Source organism: Neobacillus sp. YIM B06451 (genome assembly GCF_032667185.1).
Classification (GTDB): domain Bacteria; phylum Bacillota; class Bacilli; order Bacillales; family Cytobacillaceae; genus Bacillus_D.
The window spans coordinates 221,267-238,081 of the sequence record NZ_JAVFKJ010000005.1 but is presented as its reverse complement, the minus strand read 5'-3'; the positions used below and the strand labels follow the sequence as shown (position 1 = coordinate 238,081).

The following is a 16,815-nucleotide window of genomic DNA, read 5'->3' as shown; positions in this document are numbered from 1 at the left end:
TGTCACGAATCCTGGCTTATTGTGACAACGAACCCAGATTTAGGCCCAAGGTTGTCACGAATCGATGCTTATCGTGACAACGAACCCGGAATGTAGCCCTAGGTTGTCACGAATCCTGGCTTATCGTGACAACGAACCCTGATTTAGGCCTGCGGTTGTCACGAATCGATGCTTATTGTGACAACGAACCCGGAATGTAGCCCTAGGTTGTCACGAATCCTGGCTTTTCGTGACAACGAACCCGGATATAGGCCTGCGGTTGTCACGAATCCTGGCTTATCGTGACAACAAACCCTGAATTTATCCCTAGGTTGTCACGAAGCATAGCTTTGCAGGTTTTCCATCGTTGGCTGGCAACAAGTCCTAGGATTTTCTCGGTCCGTCATAACTTTCTTAAAACATCTAGTGCCTGTTTCTTCCATGAAGCAGGCGCTTTTTGAATTGTTGGCCGCTGAAAGCTATAATAAAGTGATACTGCTTCAAGCAGGTAGAGCTGTGTAAACTTTCATGATATAATTTTTTATTTATAAGGGATGAAAAAGGAGTGGAGCCGGATGGACCCGATTCCTGTTACAGTGAACGTCAGCACCTCGATTGTCCAATCCGGTGTGAAGGATGAATACACAACTGGCGCAACCGGTTTTTTTTACAAAAAGGGAAGCGGCGTCTATCTTCAATATGAGGAAATATTGGAAGAGGGCAGCATCCGTACCATTATAAAAATGGACAGCGGGGAAGCATTGCTCCTGAGAAGTGGGGCTGTGAAAATGAGGTTGCCATTCAGGCTCGGCGAGGAAACGAGGGGCAGCTACAATACCCAATATGGTACGCTTCCCGTTACAGCCGTAACGGCCAGGCTTGCCCAGGCGATCAGGGAAAACGGCCGCGGCGGCATGTTCATGCTGAAATACGACTTGCAGATTGCGGGCTCACCCGCGGGTACATATAGCTTGGCGATAACGTTTGAGGAGGAAATGGAATGAATTTAGTTGAACAGGTCCAGCACAACCTGAAACAGGAAATCAAAGCAGCCGTCCTGAAAGCCGGCCTTGCTTCTGAAGAACAGCTTCCTGAAGTGATTCTGGAAGTCCCAAAAGAAAAAGCGCATGGTGACTATTCGACCAACATGGCGATGCAGCTGGCGCGCGTGGCGAAAAAAGCGCCCCGTGTCATTGCCGAAGCCATTGTCGAACAGTTTGACCGCTCAAAAGCTTCAATCGAAAAAATCGAACTCGCAGGGCCGGGGTTCATTAATTTTTACATGGATAATAGCTACCTGACAGGGCTGATTCCAACTATTTTGGACGCTGGCGACAAGTACGGAGATACGAATGTCGGAAAAGGACAAAAAATCCAGGTTGAATTCGTTTCCGCCAACCCGACGGGAGACCTCCACCTTGGCCATGCCAGGGGCGCGGCTGTCGGGGACTCGCTTTCCAACATCCTTGCCAAAGCGGGCTACGATGTTTCGCGCGAATACTATATCAATGATGCCGGCAACCAGATTAACAATCTGGCTTTATCCGTGGAAGCGCGGTATTTCCAAGCGCTCGGGCTTGACAAGGAAATGCCGGAGGATGGCTACCACGGCGAGGACATCAAGGAAATCGGAAAAAGGCTTGCGGGAGAGTTCGGTGAGAGGTTTGTCCATGAGCCGGAAGAGGAGCGCTTCAACTTTTTCCGCGAATATGGACTCAAGTATGAAATGGCTAAACTCAAGAAGGACCTGCAGGATTTCCGCGTGGAATTCGACGTTTGGTATTCCGAGACTTCTTTGTACCATAATGGGAAAATCGACACCGCTTTAAAAACGCTCCGTGACAATGGCCATATTTATGAGGAAGAAGGAGCTACCTGGCTGCGCTCAACCCCATTCGGCGATGATAAGGACCGCGTATTGATCAAGCAGGACGGGTCGTACACATACCTTACCCCTGATCTTGCCTATCATAAGGACAAGCTCGACCGCGGCTTTGAAAAACTCATCAACGTGTGGGGCGCCGACCACCACGGCTATATCCCGCGGATGAAGGCGGCCATCCAGGCGCTTGGCTATGACAAAGATGTTCTTGAAGTGGAGATTATCCAGCTTGTCCATTTGTATAAAAATGGCGAGAAAATGAAGATGAGCAAGCGGACAGGCAAAGCGGTCACCATGCGCGACCTCGTCGAGGAAGTCGGCCTTGATGCAACCCGCTACTTCTTCGCGATGCGCAGCGCCGATACACATATGGACTTCGACCTTGACTTGGCCGTTTCCCAGTCGAACGACAACCCGGTTTATTATGCCCAGTACGCGCATGCCCGGATTTCGAGCATCCTGCGCCAGGCATCGGAACAGGGATTTGAAGTCAGCAAGGAAGTGGATTTAAGCCTCATCAGCTCTGAAAAGGAAATTGATCTGCTGAAAAAGCTTGGCGAATTCCCGCAGGCGGTCGGTGAAGCGGCACTGAAGCGGACACCGCACCGGATCGCGAATTATGTCTTTGATTTGGCGTCTACTTTCCATAGCTTCTACAATGCCGAGAAGGTCGTCGACAAGGAGCAGGAGGAACGCACAAAAGCGCGCCTTGCACTCGTAAAGGCTGTTCAGATTGCTATGAGAAATGCATTGTCCCTAATTGGCGTTTCCGCTCCGGAAAAAATGTAATGCTATCGTAATTGGCCCTCCGGCTTTTTCGGGGGGCTTTTTTGCATTTCTTTTTGTGTAAAAAACCACACTTTCTTAATCGGCTATAACTTGCTCCAACGGGATAGAAAAAGCCCGTGCTGCAAATAGTAAATAAGAGAATTTGTGTGAGGAGTGGGTAGCATGAATGTAGGCCGCGCAAAGGAAATCATGGAATCGGCGGATAATATAACGGTGACGTACGAAGGAAGCCGGGTCATTATCCAGAACGTAGACGAAAAACAGAAGAAGGCCCGGATTTACTGGCGGGACAGCCCGGAACAGGAACGCACGGTCCCTGTTCTGAATTTAATTGAAGAAGTGGAATAGGCCCGCTGTGGAAACACGGTAACCATTAAAAAAGAAGCTTATCCGGATGGAGGCTTCTTTTTTAGGGCTTAGATTTTAAATAAATATACTTAGTTCCACTCAATCGCGGCACCGCCAATCCGTTTCACCCCGCGGATGGCGGCAACCTCGGGCACTAGCTTCAGCAAAGCCTGGTCTTTTGTTTTAGCCTCAATCATAAAATCGACATCATGGCCAATTTCCCTCAGCAGCTTCAAGAATGGCAGGATGAATTCCAAATCGACATGATCCGCATGCGAACGGAAAGCGTTCTCCGACTTTGGCGAAGAAACATGGATTTTTGGGACATGCCCCATATGTGACCATGTCGAAAAAACCTCCGGCAATAGCTCCTCTAGGGGCCGGCCGCACGGATTCGCCATGTGATGATGATAATCAAAGGCGAGCGGTATCCGTTCCTTCAAGCAAACGGCCAATGTTTCTTCAGTTGTATAGGTCTTGTCATCATTTTCAAGCGTCATGGCCGCCTTGATAGGAGACGGTAGCATGCGCAAATTTTCATGGAAGCGGCTGATAGCGGAAATTTTATCTCCGTAGGCCCCTCCAATATGAATGTTGAGCGTTCCCCATTCCTGAAGCCCCATGCATTCAAGCATACCGTAATGGTACTCCATATCCCGGACAGCATTCGCCGTTACCTCAGTGCGCGGCGATGTAAACAGGGTGTACTGGTTCGGGTGAAAGCTGACCCGGAGCTGGTGTTTTTTTACAAGCTCTCCGATATCAAGCCATTCATCCCGAAAAGGGGAGGCATAGTCCCAATGAGCCTCAGGATGTGTTGCAAGCGGTACAATCGAGCTTGAGAAGCGGTACACATCTATGCCATGGGCGATATTGTAATAAAGAATCCGTTTTGTATTCCACAAGTTTTCCGCGGTAATGGCAAGGAGTTTTTCCCGCCGCTCCTCTTTCCCAAGAACCTTGTAACGGGCAAAAGTCATCGTCCGGGACGGGGAGGCTTCCCAAAGGGAAAGAGCAGTTGATACATAGCCAAATCTTATTTTCAAAAAATCATCCCCTTGCCAATAAGTGTACCCAACCTTATCCGGACGTCCACCACCGTCTTCTTATAAAAACAACGAAAGCGCCCTGGCAATAAGCTCCTTAACCGTGCGCCCAAAATCGGGCTTTTCTAGAACGGACAGTTCCAGCTCCCTCGATGCCTTGATATCATTCTCCAAGATAGCCTCGGCTTCGTTTATTTGCGCGGGCCCGAACATATAGCAATTGATTTCGCTATTTAGAAACAGGCTTCTTTTATCAAAATTCGCCGACCCAATATCACAGACGGTATCATCGATCAGCAGCGTTTTTGCGTGGTAAAAGCCGTTAAAGTACTGGTATACCCTCGCGCCATTTTTAATAAGCCTGCGAAGGTATCTGTAGGAGCCTTCCTGCACAAAAGGATGGTCGGCGATACCAGGGACGATGATGGCAAGTGAAACCCCCCGTTCGAGGCAGGCAAGGAGCTCGGCGAACAGCTTTTTGCTTGGAATGAAATAAGGGCTGCCAATGATGATTCTATCTTTTGCCGATTTTAAAAGTTCCAGGCATGTCTCCTCGAGCAGGTAACCAGAGGTTGGAACAAGCTGATGCTCGGCTGGTCCCGTAGCTTCTTCGCAAACATAAATAGGGTGGTTCCGCAAATCTTCTCCGGCTGCCTCTTTCCAATCCTTTAGGAAAACATCCTGCAGATCCTGGACAGAACCGCCGGAAAGCTTCAGGTGGTAATCCCGCCATGGAGAGAGCTTCGGATGGCCGCCAATGTACTCATTCCCCACGTTATACCCCCCAAGATAGCCGATTTTCCCATCAATAATCGTTATTTTTCGATGGTTCCTTGCCTGGAGGGTGTAGAAAAAATGGGGGAACATTGGTTTGTGTGAAAATGCGAAATGGATTCCTTCCTCCTTGAGGGAGGCAATTGTTTCTTTTTTTATGGCCATGCTGCCAATCCAGTCAACGAGCAGCCGGACTTCAACGCCTAATCGGGCCTTCTCACGGAGGAGGTTGAAAAATTCCTGGCTCAGGGCATCTTCTTTGACGATGTAGAATAAAACATGAATATAGCGGTCAGCATGCCTCAACTCCGTAAAATAATCCTTGAACAATTCGCTGCCCCTAGTAAAGAACCGGATTGTCCCCTTGCGCCTCGGCAGGGGAGAATATCCGGTTTCCCTCAACCGCTTCGCCCTTCCGAAATGAAGGTCAACGGGAAGCCAGGCCAGGAGCAGGGCCAAACCAGCAATAACCAGGATGAAAAACATACTGCCTGCCTCCGTTCCTGTTTTCAAATGGGTAAACGGAAAATAGCCATGATTGCCATGGCGCTTCTTTTAAAAGCGGGCCTTTCCACTTTCCTTATTCAAATAGCTTTTACCGGAAACAGGCGTTGTATGAATAGAGGCGGATGATAAAATTGTTGACTGAATGCTCATTCATCTTATAATGAAAGTATACATAGTTCTGAAAATTAAATAGGTTTGAAATTTTCTTCTAATGGGCTAAAGGGTATAAACATATGAAAAGAAAGGGGAGTTTTGAGTGAATGAGCTGTTATGGGTCAATTTAATTGCGTTCCTAATTGTAACCGCTTACGCAGTGAGTTTATTTACCTACCTGGTCAAAACGAGGATTGCCTATATCAGGCTTGGCAAGAAGGCTGAATTCGACGCCGCCGCCAAGGAACGCTGGCAAAATATCTGGTCCAATGTATTTGGGCAGAAAAAACTGTTAAAGGATAAAAAAAGCGGAATCATCCATGTCATGTTTTTCTATGGTTTTATTCTTGTCCAATTTGGGGCGATCGATTTCATTTGGAAGGGAATCAAGCCAGGTTCGCAGCTCCCGCTTGGCCCGCTGTACAGGGGGTTTACCTTCTTCCAGGAACTTGTGACACTAATCATTCTTGTCGCGGTCGTATGGGCGTTTTACCGCCGCTATGTTGAAAAACTTGTCCGCCTGAAACGGAATTTCAAAGCGGGCCTTGTCCTTATTTTCATCGGCGGTTTGATGCTTTCTGTCCTGTTCGGAAATGCGATGGGCATCATTTGGCATGGTGCGGAGGGGAGCTGGTCCGAGCCGGTTGCCTCGCTGATTGCCGCAGGCTTTGGCTGGATGGGTAAAACCGCCGCCATTTCGGCTTTTTACATTTCATGGTGGATCCATTTACTCCTATTGCTCGCCTTCCTTGTGTATGTACCTCAGTCAAAGCACGCCCATCTGATCGCCGGCCCTGTTAATACGTATTTCAGCCGAACCGGCCCTGTCGGGAAGCTGAAGAAAATTGATTTTGAAGATGAGACACAGGAAAGCTTCGGGGTTGGGAAAATCGAGGATTTCAACCAGCTGCAAATGATTGATTTTTACGCTTGTGTCGAATGCGGCCGCTGTACGAATATGTGCCCGGCGACAGGCACCGGAAAAATGCTTTCGCCGATGGATATCATCCTGAAGCTCCGCGACCACCTTACCAACTACGGAGCGGCGGTTACGCAAAAGCAGCCATGGGTTCCGGCGATCGCGTTCGCCAATACGAAAGGGAACCAACTTGCGCTTGCCGCAAAGGGAGCTGCCATGGATGAAGCTGCAGCGGCTTCCGCCTATAATCCAAGCCTAATTGGCGATGTCATTACGGAGGAAGAGCTTTGGGCGTGTACGACATGCCGGAACTGTGAGGACCAGTGCCCCGTTATGAACGAGCATGTTGATAAAATTATCGACCTGCGCCGCTACCTCGTGTTGACGGAAGGAAAAATGAATCCTGATGCTCAGCGTGCAATGACCAATATCGAGCGCCAGGGCAACCCATGGGGATTGAACCGAAAAGAGCGCGAAGATTGGCGTGAAGCCCGTGAGGATGTCCATGTACCAACGGTTAAAGAGGTTAAGAAGGCTGGCGAGGAGTTCGAGTATCTGTTCTGGGTCGGGGCGATGGGCTCGTATGACAACCGGAGCCAGAAAATCGCCCTTTCCTTTGCAAAGCTCCTAAATGAGGCGGGGGTCAAATTCGCCATCCTTGGGAATAAGGAGAAAAACTCCGGTGATACACCGCGCCGCCTCGGGAACGAATTTCTGTTCCAAGAGCTTGCGGTGAAAAATATCGAGGAGTTTGAGAAGAACGAAGTCAAGAAGATCGTTACGATTGATCCGCACGCCTACAATATTTTCAAAAACGAGTATCCGGATTTCGGGCTCGAGGCTGAAGTTTTCCACCATACAGAGCTATTATTCGACCTCATCCGGGAAGGAAGGCTCGTGCCTAGGCATGAAGTACGCGAAACAATCACATTCCACGACTCATGCTACCTTGGCCGCTATAACGAAGTATACGATGCACCCCGGGAGATCCTGAAGGCAATCCCCGGCGTCAAGCTAGTAGAGATGGACCGCAACCGTGAGAACGGGATGTGCTGCGGAGCGGGAGGGGGCTTGATGTGGATGGAAGAAGAAACCGGACACAGGATCAATGTCGCCCGTACAGAGCAGGCGCTGGCCGTCAATCCATCAGTCATCTCCTCGGGCTGCCCATACTGCCTGACTATGCTATCCGACGGGACGAAGGCGAAGGAAGTGGAAGAAAGCGTCGGAACATACGATGTAGCCGAGTTGTTAGAGCGCTCCGTCGTCGGCGAACCATCCTCGCTCGTATCATAGAATTGCACCGGGATTTTTTAAAAGAAAGCAGGACTGATTGGCGCAAATTCCTTAAAAATTATGAATCTTGTGTCTGAAATTTCAGTTCCTGCTTTTTTTGCTGTAAAATTATTCTTAATAGGTTAAGCGCTTTCATTATTGCCCGTTGGTTGAGCGAGCGTTCAGTCGCCGCCTCCACGAGTAAGAAAAGGAAACAGGGTTTTGGATACAGCATTAAGGACTTAGGAGATTATTTGCAAAAAAACTGCAAAGGGGTAGATGGAATGGCCAGGACAGTTATTTTAAGCGGAGTAAGGACACCTTTTGGAAAATTTGGAGGTGCGCTCAGCAGCCTAACCGCATCGGAACTTGGGGGGATTGCTGTAAAGGAGGCCCTTACGCGTGCGGGGGTCAATCCAGAAGATGTAGGCGAAGTCATCCTCGGATCGGTCCTTCAGGGCGGACAGGGCCAGCTTCCTTCAAGGCAGGCTGCCCGCCATGCCGGGATTCCGTGGGAAGTCCGGACGGAAACAATCAACAAGGTATGCGCTTCCGGGATGAGGAGCGTCACCATCGCCGACCAAATCATTCGGGCAGGCGATGAAGAAGTTATTGTGGCGGGCGGGATGGAGTCAATGAGCAACGCCCCGTATATCTTGCCGAAAGCGCGATGGGGTTTTCGGATGGGGGATGCCCCGATGCAGGATCTTTTGCTTGTGGACGGCCTTAGCTGCAGCTTTACTGGCGTCCATATGGGAACGTACGGAAATTCCACAGCTTCTGAAATGGGCATTACCCGGGATGAGCAGGACCTTTGGGCAATGAGGAGCCATCATCTTGCCAATGAGGCTATTGAAAAAGGAATCCTGGCGGAAGAGATTGTCCCTGTATCCGTTCCGCAGCGAAAGGGCGAGCCTATAGTTGTTGAGTACGATGAATCGCCAAGGAAGGACACGACAATCGAAAAGCTTGGGTCGCTGAAACCAGCTTTTGATAAGGATGGAACAATCACGGCCGGAAACGCGCCTGGCATTAACGATGGCGCGGCTGCGCTCGTCCTGATGAGCGAAGAACGGGCTAACCGCGAGGGCCGGACCATTGGCGCCGCCATTCTTGGCCATACGTCAATCGCCGTCGAAGCGAAGGACTTCCCGCAAACGCCGGGCCTTGTTATTAATGCCCTTTTGGAAAAAACAAGGCGATCACTTCAGGAAATCGACTTGTTTGAGATTAACGAAGCTTTCTCGGCTGTTGCGCTCGCAAGCAATAAAATCGCAGGGCTTGATCCTGAAAAAGTCAATGTCAATGGCGGAGCCGTCGCTCTTGGGCATCCAATTGGCGCGAGCGGTGCCAGGATAATCGTGACGTTGATGCACGAACTGAAAAGGCGGGGCGGAGGGATCGGAATCGCCGCAATCTGCAGCGGAGGCGGACAGGGCGATGCCATCATGATTGAAGTGCCGAAACAATAGAATACAAGATTCAGAGGCGGGCGGACTGCTCCGCCGCCTTATTTGGAGGGGAAAACACATGGCGATTATAAACGTAATGGTAATTGGAGCCGGGCAGATGGGCTCCGGTATTGCCCAAGTATGCGCCCAGTTCGGATATACTGTTATCCTGAATGATTTAAACAATGAGCAAGTCGAAAAAGGCTTGAACGGCATCAAAAAGAATCTTGACCGCGCCGTGGAGAAGGGGAAACTCGAGGCGACTGTGAGGGAAGAAACCCTATCCCGCATTTCTGCATCGACTTCGCTGGAAGATGCCGCCGGGGTAGACCTGGTCATTGAGGCTGCTGTGGAAAACATGGGTGTGAAGGCCGATATTTTCAGAAAGCTTGACAAAATCGCACCCGGGCATGCGATTCTCGCGACCAACACTTCCTCACTGCCGATTACAGAAATCGCAGCGGAGACAGACAGACCGGAAAAAGTCATCGGTATGCATTTCATGAATCCCGTACCGGTTATGAAACTGGTTGAAATCATCCGCGGGCTTGCAACGGCGGACGAGGTCTACCAGGAAATCGAGGAAATGACAAGGGTACTCAATAAAGTGCCGGTCGAAGTAAACGACTTCCCGGGCTTTGTCTCAAACCGTATTCTCATGCCGATGATCAATGAGGCCATCTATACACTGTATGAAGGCGTGGCAACAAAGGAAGCAATCGACGATGTCATGAAGCTTGGCATGAACCACCCGATGGGGCCATTGACGCTCGCTGATTTTATTGGGCTTGATACATGCCTCTATATTATGGAAACGCTTTATGAGGGTTTTGGCGACAGCAAATACCGTCCGTGCCCACTTTTGAGGAAATATGTGAAAGCTGGCTGGCTTGGCAAAAAGACAGGCCGCGGCTTTTATGATTACCAGCAGAAATAGGTGGCCTAGATTCGTCCTGGAGAAAGCATTTTTGCCAGGCCAGGAAATGATGGGTACATGGCTTCCCGGATTTGGCCGTTGTGATGCCTTAAAGCGGGAGCCTCTAAAGGAAGACCAGCTCAGGAGGGGGATGGCGGATGGATATCCGGTTTACAGATGAGCAGGAAATGATGAGGAAAATGGTCCGCGATTTTGCGGAAAAAGAAATTGCTCCTTTTGTCGAAAAAATGGAACAGGGGGAGTTTCCTAGGGGAGTCCTGGAAAAAATGGGCGAGCTTGGCCTGATGGGCATTCCTGTTCCTGAAGAATATGGCGGTGCGGGGATGGATTTTATGTCCTACATAATTGCCATAAACGAAATTTCGAGGGTTAGCGCGGCAGTCGGCGTCATTTTGTCCGTCCATACTTCCGTCGGGACCAACCCGATCCTTTATTTTGGCACGGAGGAACAGAAGCGGAAATATGTTCCGAAAATGGCCGCAGGCGAATGGCTCGGCGCTTTTTGCCTGACAGAGCCGGGCGCAGGATCGGATGCGGGGAACCTGAAGTCAAAGGCGGTCCTTGAAGGTGATTCCTACGTCCTGAATGGGGCGAAAGTATTTATTACAAACGGCGGCGAGGCCGATATTTATATTGTTTTTGCACGGACCGGCGAGGAGACGATCTCCGCGTTTATTGTAGACAAGGACACAAATGGCCTGATTATCGGCAAGGACGAAAAAAAGATGGGGCTCCATGGCTCCCGCACCGTCCAGCTGACATTTGAGGACATGAAGGTTCCGCGCGAAAACCTACTTGGTGCTGAAGGAGAGGGTTTCAAGATTGCCATGTCCAACCTAGACGCAGGCAGGATTGGCATCGGGGCTCAGGCGCTTGGTATAGCCGAAGCGGCTTTGAACGCGGCAACCGAATATGCGAAGGAACGACATCAGTTCGGCAAACCAATCGCCGCGCAACAGGGGATTGGCTTTAAGCTTGCGGATATGGCTACGGCTGTCGAAGCGGCGAGGCTCCTTGTTTACAGGGCGGCATCCCTCCGTTCAGAAGGTCTCAAATGTGGCCGGGAAGCGTCAATGGCAAAGCTTTTCGCCTCAAAAACGGCTGTCGAAACAGCCACGGAGGCCATTCAAGTATTCGGCGGCTATGGCTATACCGAGGACTACCCGGTGGAACGGTACTTCCGTGATGCCAAAGTCACTGAAATCTATGAAGGCACAAGTGAAATCCAGCGGCATGTCATCGCCAGGCAGCTCTAATTTTTTTCTGAGATAAAGCCTAAATAATAGTCCGTTAAAGGCTTGAGGGCCATTCCGACAACTTTATAGTCCCGAAAGCAAACGATGCGAGGATGAACATAAATTCTAAATTTCAAATCTACCAGGGGGAAGCGACAATGAATTTTAAACTCACTGAAGAACATGAAATGATTCGAAAAATGGTCCGGGACTTTGCCCGTAACGAAGTCGCACCGACCGCCGCGGAGCGCGATGAAGAGGAGCGCTTTGATCGGGAGATTTTTGACAAAATGGCCGAGCTTGGCCTGACTGGGATTCCATGGCCAGAAGAGTATGGCGGTATCGGAAGCGATTACCTTGCGTATTGCATCGCAGTTGAAGAGCTTTCCCGCGTCTGCGCGTCGACGGGTGTTACGTTGTCTGCCCACACATCACTGGCTGGCTGGCCAATCTACAAATTCGGCTCCGAGGAACAAAAGCAAAAATACCTCCGGCCGATGGCGGAAGGGTCAAAAATCGGTGCATATGGCCTGACTGAGCCGGGAAGCGGTTCGGATGCGGGCGCCATGAAAACGACCGCCCGCCTCGATGGAGATCATTATGTGCTGAACGGCTCGAAAATTTTTATCACAAACGGCGGCATTGCGGATATTTACATTGTGTTTGCCCTGACTGACCCTTCAAGCAAGCAAAAAGGGACAACCGCGTTTATCGTTGAAAAGGACTTTCCGGGCTTCTCTGTTGGGAAGAAAGAGAAGAAATTAGGGATCCGCTCATCGCCGACGACGGAAATCATTTTTGAAGATTGCCGCGTACCGGTTGAAAACAGGCTTGGTGACGAGGGAGAAGGCTTTAAGGTCGCGATGATGACATTGGATGGAGGACGGAACGGCATCGCCGCCCAGGCAGTCGGAATTGCCCAGGGCGCGCTTGACGCCGCAGTCGAATACGCAAAAGAACGCCACCAGTTCGGCAAGCCAATCGCCGCAAACCAAGGAATTTCCTTCAAGCTGGCCGATATGGCTACGGCTGTGGAAGCCTCAAGGCTATTAACCTACCAGGCTGCCTGGCTGGAATCGGAAGGCCTTCCATACAGCAAAGCATCCGCAATGGCGAAGCTTTTTGCCGGGGATACCGCCATGAAGGCCACGACGGAAGCGGTACAGGTATTTGGGGGCTATGGATACACGAAGGATTATCCGGTCGAACGGTTTATGCGCGATGCGAAAATCACGCAAATCTATGAGGGCACACAGGAAATCCAACGCCTCGTGATTTCAAGGATGCTGACGAAGTAATTGGACTTTAAGGTTAAAAATTTTTTCCTTGCCCTTTGGCTTGGAGAGAGCCAGTTTATACTCTCTCTATCAAAAAAAAATAATCGGCATTCAAAAAAGGCGGTGGTTTTGTGAAAAAGCGGGAAGTCCATGCATCCGTAAAGGATGAACTTCTTGTCAAAAGAAGGCGCAGCCAGATGGTAAGGGGAGCTGTCGCTCTTTTTAAACAAAAGGGTTTCCACCGCACCACCACGAGGGAGATCGCGAAGGCATCCGGCTTCAGCATTGGCACACTCTATGAATATATCCGGACCAAGGAAGATGTCCTTTATCTTGTGTGCGACAGCATTTATGACCAGGTTTCAAGCAAACTCATAAAGGAACTGAATGGAAGAGGCGGGACACTCGAAAGCCTGAAGCAGGGCATCGCGGACTATTTCAGGATCATGGACGAGATGCAGGATGAGGTCCTCGTTATGTACCAGGAGGCGAAATCGCTGTCAAAAGACGCGCTTCCTTACGTGTTTCGGAAGGAAAATGAGATGGCGGCGATGTTTGGCAAGCTTCTCTCCCGCTGTGCGGAAAATGGTGAACTCGTATTAACGGAAAAAGAAATAGAGCTGATTGCCCATGACATAATTGTCCTTGGCCAGATGTGGGGATTCCGCCGCTGGGCGCTTAAGAAACGGTTCACGCTAGAGGAATACATCCATCACCAGACAGAACTTCTATTATCGGGAATTTCAAAAGGGAAACCAAGCGGGCAATTGAGCGGACACGCTACATTGAGAGGAGGAGAACGATGAGCACGCAGGAAATTTATAAGCCGGTCCACCATGTCCGGTTCGTTACTGCTTCAAGCCTGTTCGACGGGCATGATGCCTCGATCAATATTATGAGAAGAATCCTCCAATCGACAGGAGTTGAGGTTATCCATCTTGGCCACAACCGCTCCGTGGAGGAAGTAGTGAACGCGGCGATCCAAGAAGATGTTCAAGGAATTGCAATCTCTTCCTACCAGGGAGGACATGTCGAATATTTTAAATACATGTACGACTTACTGAATGAAAAGGGCGCGGGCCATATCCGCATCTATGGAGGCGGGGGCGGAGTCATTATACCCCGTGAAATAAAAGAACTGCATGATTACGGCATTGCCCGTATCTTTTCCCCGGAAGACGGCCGAAAGCATGGCCTTCAGGGCATGATTAATAATATGGTAGAGGAATGCGATTTTCCGACCTTGCCAAAGGAACCGGCCGCTGAAATCGAAGCGCTTCAAAAGGGTGATACGAAAGCGATTGCTAAAATGATCACGCTTGCTGAATACCAGGTTGGTGCCGGAAAAGAAACGGCCGCCTCCTCGGAAATTATCGAAAAAGTTAAAGCGGTAGCCGCGCCAGTCCCGGTTGTCGGTATCACCGGCACAGGAGGGGCGGGGAAAAGCTCGCTAACCGACGAGCTGATCCGCCGGTTCATCAATGAAATTCCTGAAAAGAAAGTCGCCATCCTTTCGGTTGATCCGACAAAGCAAAAGACAGGCGGAGCGCTGCTGGGAGACCGCATCCGCATGAACTCCATCTTCAATGCCCGCGTTTATATGCGGAGCCTTGCGACAAGGGCGTCCAGAAGTGAACTTTCCCTGGCGATCAAGGATGCGGTAGCGGTTGTAAAGGCTGCCGGCTTTGACCTCGTTGTTGTCGAAACAAGCGGAATTGGCCAGGGTGATGCCGCCATTACCGAAATTTGCGATGTATCGATGTATGTCATGACGAGTGAGTTCGGCGCGCCAACTCAGCTTGAAAAAATCGATATGATTGATTTTGCAGACCTTATCGTTATTAACAAATTTGAGCGAAAGGGCTCGGAGGACGCGAAGCGCCAGGTTCAAAAGCAATATCAGCGAAGCCATATGCTGTTTGAAAAAGATCCGGAAGACCTGCCGGTTTATGGTACAATCGCGAGCCAGTTCAATGACCCCGGTACGAATGCGGTATTTGCTGCGCTGATTGAAAAAATCAATGAAAAATCGGGTACGGATTGGAAGACCACTTTTACAAAAAATGCGAAGGTGGAAAAGCAGAATGTTATCATTCCAACCGACCGCCGGTATTATTTAAGGGAAATTTCCGAAACGGTAAGAAACTATCATAAAAAAGCGGAAGAACAGGCAAATCTTGCTCGAAAGCTGTTCCAAATTGAAGGTGTCCTTGAAGCGCTCCGTGAAGGCGGAAGTGAAGAGACGATTGCAGAATTAAACCGCATCAAGGAAAATACGAAAGCGGCGCTGTCACCTGAATCGAGAAAAATACTCGATGGCTGGGAAAAGCTGAAGGCCGATTACCAGGCGGACGAATATGTGGTCAGAATCCGCGACAAAGAAATCAGGACCGCGCTGAAATCAAAGAGCCTGTCGGGGCTTGATATCCCGAAGGTTGCCTTGCCGAAATACAAGGATTACGGCGAAATCCTGCGCTGGGTTTACCGGGAAAATGTGCCTGGCGCCTTCCCTTACACAGCGGGGGTTTTCCCGTTCAAGCGCGAAGGGGAGGACCCGAAGCGCCAGTTCGCGGGGGAAGGTACGCCTGAGCGGACAAATCGACGTTTCCACTATTTGTCGAAGGATGATACGGCAAAGCGGTTGAGCACTGCGTTCGACTCTGTTACCCTGTATGGGGAAGACCCGGATTACCGCCCGGATATTTATGGTAAGGTCGGAGAGAGCGGCGTCAGCATTTGCACGCTCGAAGACATGATGAAGCTGTATGCCGGATTTGACTTGTGCCACCCGTCAACGTCGGTTTCGATGACGATCAACGGACCGGCACCAATCATTCTCGCGATGTTCATGAACACGGCGATTCACCAGCAAGTCGAGAAAAAAGAGGCTGAATTAGGCAGGATGCTCACAACTGAAGAATTTGCCGAGGTCCGGACCTATACGCTTAAAAATGTCCGCGGGACCGTGCAGGCGGATATCCTGAAGGAAGACCAGGGACAAAATACATGTATTTTCTCGACTGAATTCGCGCTAAGGATGATGGGGGATATCCAGCAGTATTTTATCGACAATCAGGTACGCAACTATTATTCGGTATCGATCTCGGGCTACCATATTGCCGAAGCCGGAGCAAACCCGATTTCACAGCTGGCCTTCACACTCGCCAACGGCTTTACGTATGTCGAATACTATTTGAGCCGCGGAATGGATATCAATGATTTCGCACCGAATTTGAGCTTTTTCTTCTCGAACGGCCTTGATCCCGAATATACAGTCATCGGCCGGGTAGCCCGCCGGATTTGGGCGACGGTTATGCGTAATAAATATGGAGCCAACGAACGGAGCCAAAAGCTGAAGTACCATATCCAGACATCGGGGCGTTCCCTACATGCCCAGGAAATCGACTTCAATGATATCCGGACTACCTTACAGGCATTGATGGCGCTCCAGGATAATTGCAACTCGCTTCATACAAATGCGTATGACGAAGCAATTACGACACCTACCGAAGAGTCGGTTCGGAGGGCAATGGCGATCCAGATGATAATTACGAAGGAGCACGGCCTGTCGAAAAATGAAAACCCGCTTCAGGGAGCTTTCATTATCGATGAATTGACAGACCTTGTCGAAGAAGCGGTCCTCCAGGAGTTTGAGCGGATCAATGACCGCGGCGGCGTTTTGGGTGCCATGGAAACACAGTACCAGCGCGGCAAAATCCAGGATGAATCAATGTACTATGAAATGAAGAAGCATTCCGGAGAGCTGCCGATTATCGGGGTCAATACGTATTTGAATCCAAATCCTCCTTCAGAGGATGATTTGAACAATATGGAGCTTGCAAGGGCATCGAAGGAAGAAAAGGAACTTCAGATTGCGAATTTAAGGAAGTTCCAGGAACAGCACGCGGATAAAACGGCCGAAGCCCTTCAAAGGTTAAAGGCAACGGCTGTTTCCGGAGGGAATATTTTTGCCGAGCTGATGGAAACCGTAAAAGTTGCCAGCCTCGGCCAAATCACAAACGCCCTTTATCAGGTCGGTGGCCAGTACAGGCGCAATATGTAGATAAGAAAAGCGGAAGCGTCCGTTTAGCGCCGTATGGACTGGAGGGCCCCGATGTTGACTTATCGTAGCGAGGGGACCGAAGTACACTAGGCGCTGGGCGCTCCTCGGAAAAGAAGGACACTTTTCCTTCGTGCGATGCTAAGCTGCCGAAGCGTTCCTTGTGGTGCTGGACAAAGAAAA

At 50.1% G+C, this 16,815-nt stretch carries 12 protein-coding genes; 10 read left to right on the top strand and 2 right to left on the bottom strand.

Annotated elements, in window-relative coordinates; translation table 11 throughout:
- Positions 1 to 554 precede the first annotated feature (554 nt).
- The 3 genes from RB160_RS12160 to RB160_RS12150 all read left to right on the top strand — a co-directional run bounded on the left by RB160_RS12160 (position 555) and on the right by RB160_RS12150 (position 2,998).
- The gene (locus RB160_RS12160) at positions 555 to 983 is read left to right on the top strand and encodes a YwiB family protein (protein WP_316570619.1); all 429 of its coding nucleotides are present in this window, start codon (positions 555 to 557) and stop codon (positions 981 to 983) included.
- Positions 980 to 2,650: an arginine--tRNA ligase gene (gene argS, locus RB160_RS12155; RefSeq protein WP_316570618.1), complete on the top strand. Its 1,671-nt coding sequence runs from the start codon at positions 980 to 982 to the stop codon at positions 2,648 to 2,650. Before RB160_RS12160 ends, argS begins: the two co-directional genes overlap by 4 nt.
- A gap of 162 nt (positions 2,651 to 2,812) precedes the next feature.
- Complete coding sequence (locus RB160_RS12150; protein ID WP_316570617.1) at positions 2,813 to 2,998, top strand: H-type small acid-soluble spore protein; 186 nt, start codon at positions 2,813 to 2,815, stop codon at positions 2,996 to 2,998.
- Between the two features lie 89 nt (positions 2,999 to 3,087).
- Here RB160_RS12150 and uvsE read toward each other — a convergent pair whose 3' ends face one another.
- Both uvsE and RB160_RS12140 read right to left on the bottom strand, forming a co-directional pair.
- Positions 3,088 to 4,044 (bottom strand): UV DNA damage repair endonuclease UvsE, encoded by a 957-nt coding sequence (gene uvsE, locus RB160_RS12145; RefSeq protein WP_316570616.1) that lies wholly within the window; start codon positions 4,042 to 4,044, stop codon positions 3,088 to 3,090.
- Positions 4,045 to 4,104: 60 nt separating this feature from the next.
- The gene (locus RB160_RS12140) at positions 4,105 to 5,304 is read right to left on the bottom strand and encodes a phospholipase D-like domain-containing protein (RefSeq protein ID WP_316570614.1); all 1,200 of its coding nucleotides are present in this window, start codon (positions 5,302 to 5,304) and stop codon (positions 4,105 to 4,107) included.
- 277 nt (positions 5,305 to 5,581) lie between these two features.
- On the opposite strand from RB160_RS12140, the gene RB160_RS12135 reads away from it, so the two are divergent.
- The 7 genes from RB160_RS12135 (at position 5,582) to icmF (ending at position 16,635) form a co-directional block, all read left to right on the top strand.
- Positions 5,582 to 7,693: a (Fe-S)-binding protein gene (locus tag RB160_RS12135; protein WP_316570613.1), complete on the top strand. Its 2,112-nt coding sequence runs from the start codon at positions 5,582 to 5,584 to the stop codon at positions 7,691 to 7,693.
- Between the two features lie 263 nt (positions 7,694 to 7,956).
- Positions 7,957 to 9,144 carry an acetyl-CoA C-acetyltransferase gene (locus RB160_RS12130; protein WP_316570611.1) on the top strand — a complete coding sequence of 396 codons (1,188 nt, stop codon included), beginning with the start codon at positions 7,957 to 7,959 and terminating at the stop codon, positions 9,142 to 9,144.
- 58 nt (positions 9,145 to 9,202) lie between these two features.
- On the top strand, positions 9,203 to 10,060 hold the full coding sequence (locus RB160_RS12125) for a 3-hydroxybutyryl-CoA dehydrogenase (protein WP_316570610.1): 858 nt from the start codon (positions 9,203 to 9,205) through the stop codon (positions 10,058 to 10,060).
- 137 nt (positions 10,061 to 10,197) lie between these two features.
- A complete protein-coding gene (locus RB160_RS12120; protein ID WP_316570609.1) occupies positions 10,198 to 11,316 on the top strand; it encodes an acyl-CoA dehydrogenase in 1,119 nt (372 codons plus the stop codon).
- A 137-nt stretch (positions 11,317 to 11,453) separates the two neighbouring features.
- A complete protein-coding gene (locus RB160_RS12115) occupies positions 11,454 to 12,593 on the top strand; it encodes an acyl-CoA dehydrogenase (protein WP_316570608.1) in 1,140 nt (379 codons plus the stop codon).
- 110 nt (positions 12,594 to 12,703) lie between these two features.
- The gene (locus RB160_RS12110; RefSeq protein WP_316570607.1) at positions 12,704 to 13,378 is read left to right on the top strand and encodes a TetR/AcrR family transcriptional regulator; all 675 of its coding nucleotides are present in this window, start codon (positions 12,704 to 12,706) and stop codon (positions 13,376 to 13,378) included.
- Complete coding sequence (gene icmF, locus RB160_RS12105) at positions 13,375 to 16,635, top strand: fused isobutyryl-CoA mutase/GTPase IcmF (protein ID WP_316570606.1); 3,261 nt, start codon at positions 13,375 to 13,377, stop codon at positions 16,633 to 16,635. The genes RB160_RS12110 and icmF overlap by 4 nt, the downstream gene beginning before the upstream one ends.
- Positions 16,636 to 16,815 lie beyond the last annotated feature (180 nt).

Coding starts and splice junctions, on each gene's coding strand:
- RB160_RS12130 (WP_316570611.1), top strand. CDS start 7,957: ATGGCCAGGACAGTTATTTTAAGCGGAGTAAGGACACCTTTTGGAAAA.
- icmF (WP_316570606.1), top strand. CDS start 13,375: ATGAGCACGCAGGAAATTTATAAGCCGGTCCACCATGTCCGGTTCGTT.
- RB160_RS12125 (WP_316570610.1), top strand. CDS start 9,203: ATGGCGATTATAAACGTAATGGTAATTGGAGCCGGGCAGATGGGCTCC.
- RB160_RS12150 (WP_316570617.1), top strand. CDS start 2,813: ATGAATGTAGGCCGCGCAAAGGAAATCATGGAATCGGCGGATAATATA.
- RB160_RS12140 (WP_316570614.1), bottom strand. CDS start 5,304: ATGTTTTTCATCCTGGTTATTGCTGGTTTGGCCCTGCTCCTGGCCTGG.
- RB160_RS12120 (WP_316570609.1), top strand. CDS start 10,198: ATGGATATCCGGTTTACAGATGAGCAGGAAATGATGAGGAAAATGGTC.
- RB160_RS12160 (WP_316570619.1), top strand. CDS start 555: ATGGACCCGATTCCTGTTACAGTGAACGTCAGCACCTCGATTGTCCAA.
- argS (WP_316570618.1), top strand. CDS start 980: ATGAATTTAGTTGAACAGGTCCAGCACAACCTGAAACAGGAAATCAAA.
- RB160_RS12115 (WP_316570608.1), top strand. CDS start 11,454: ATGAATTTTAAACTCACTGAAGAACATGAAATGATTCGAAAAATGGTC.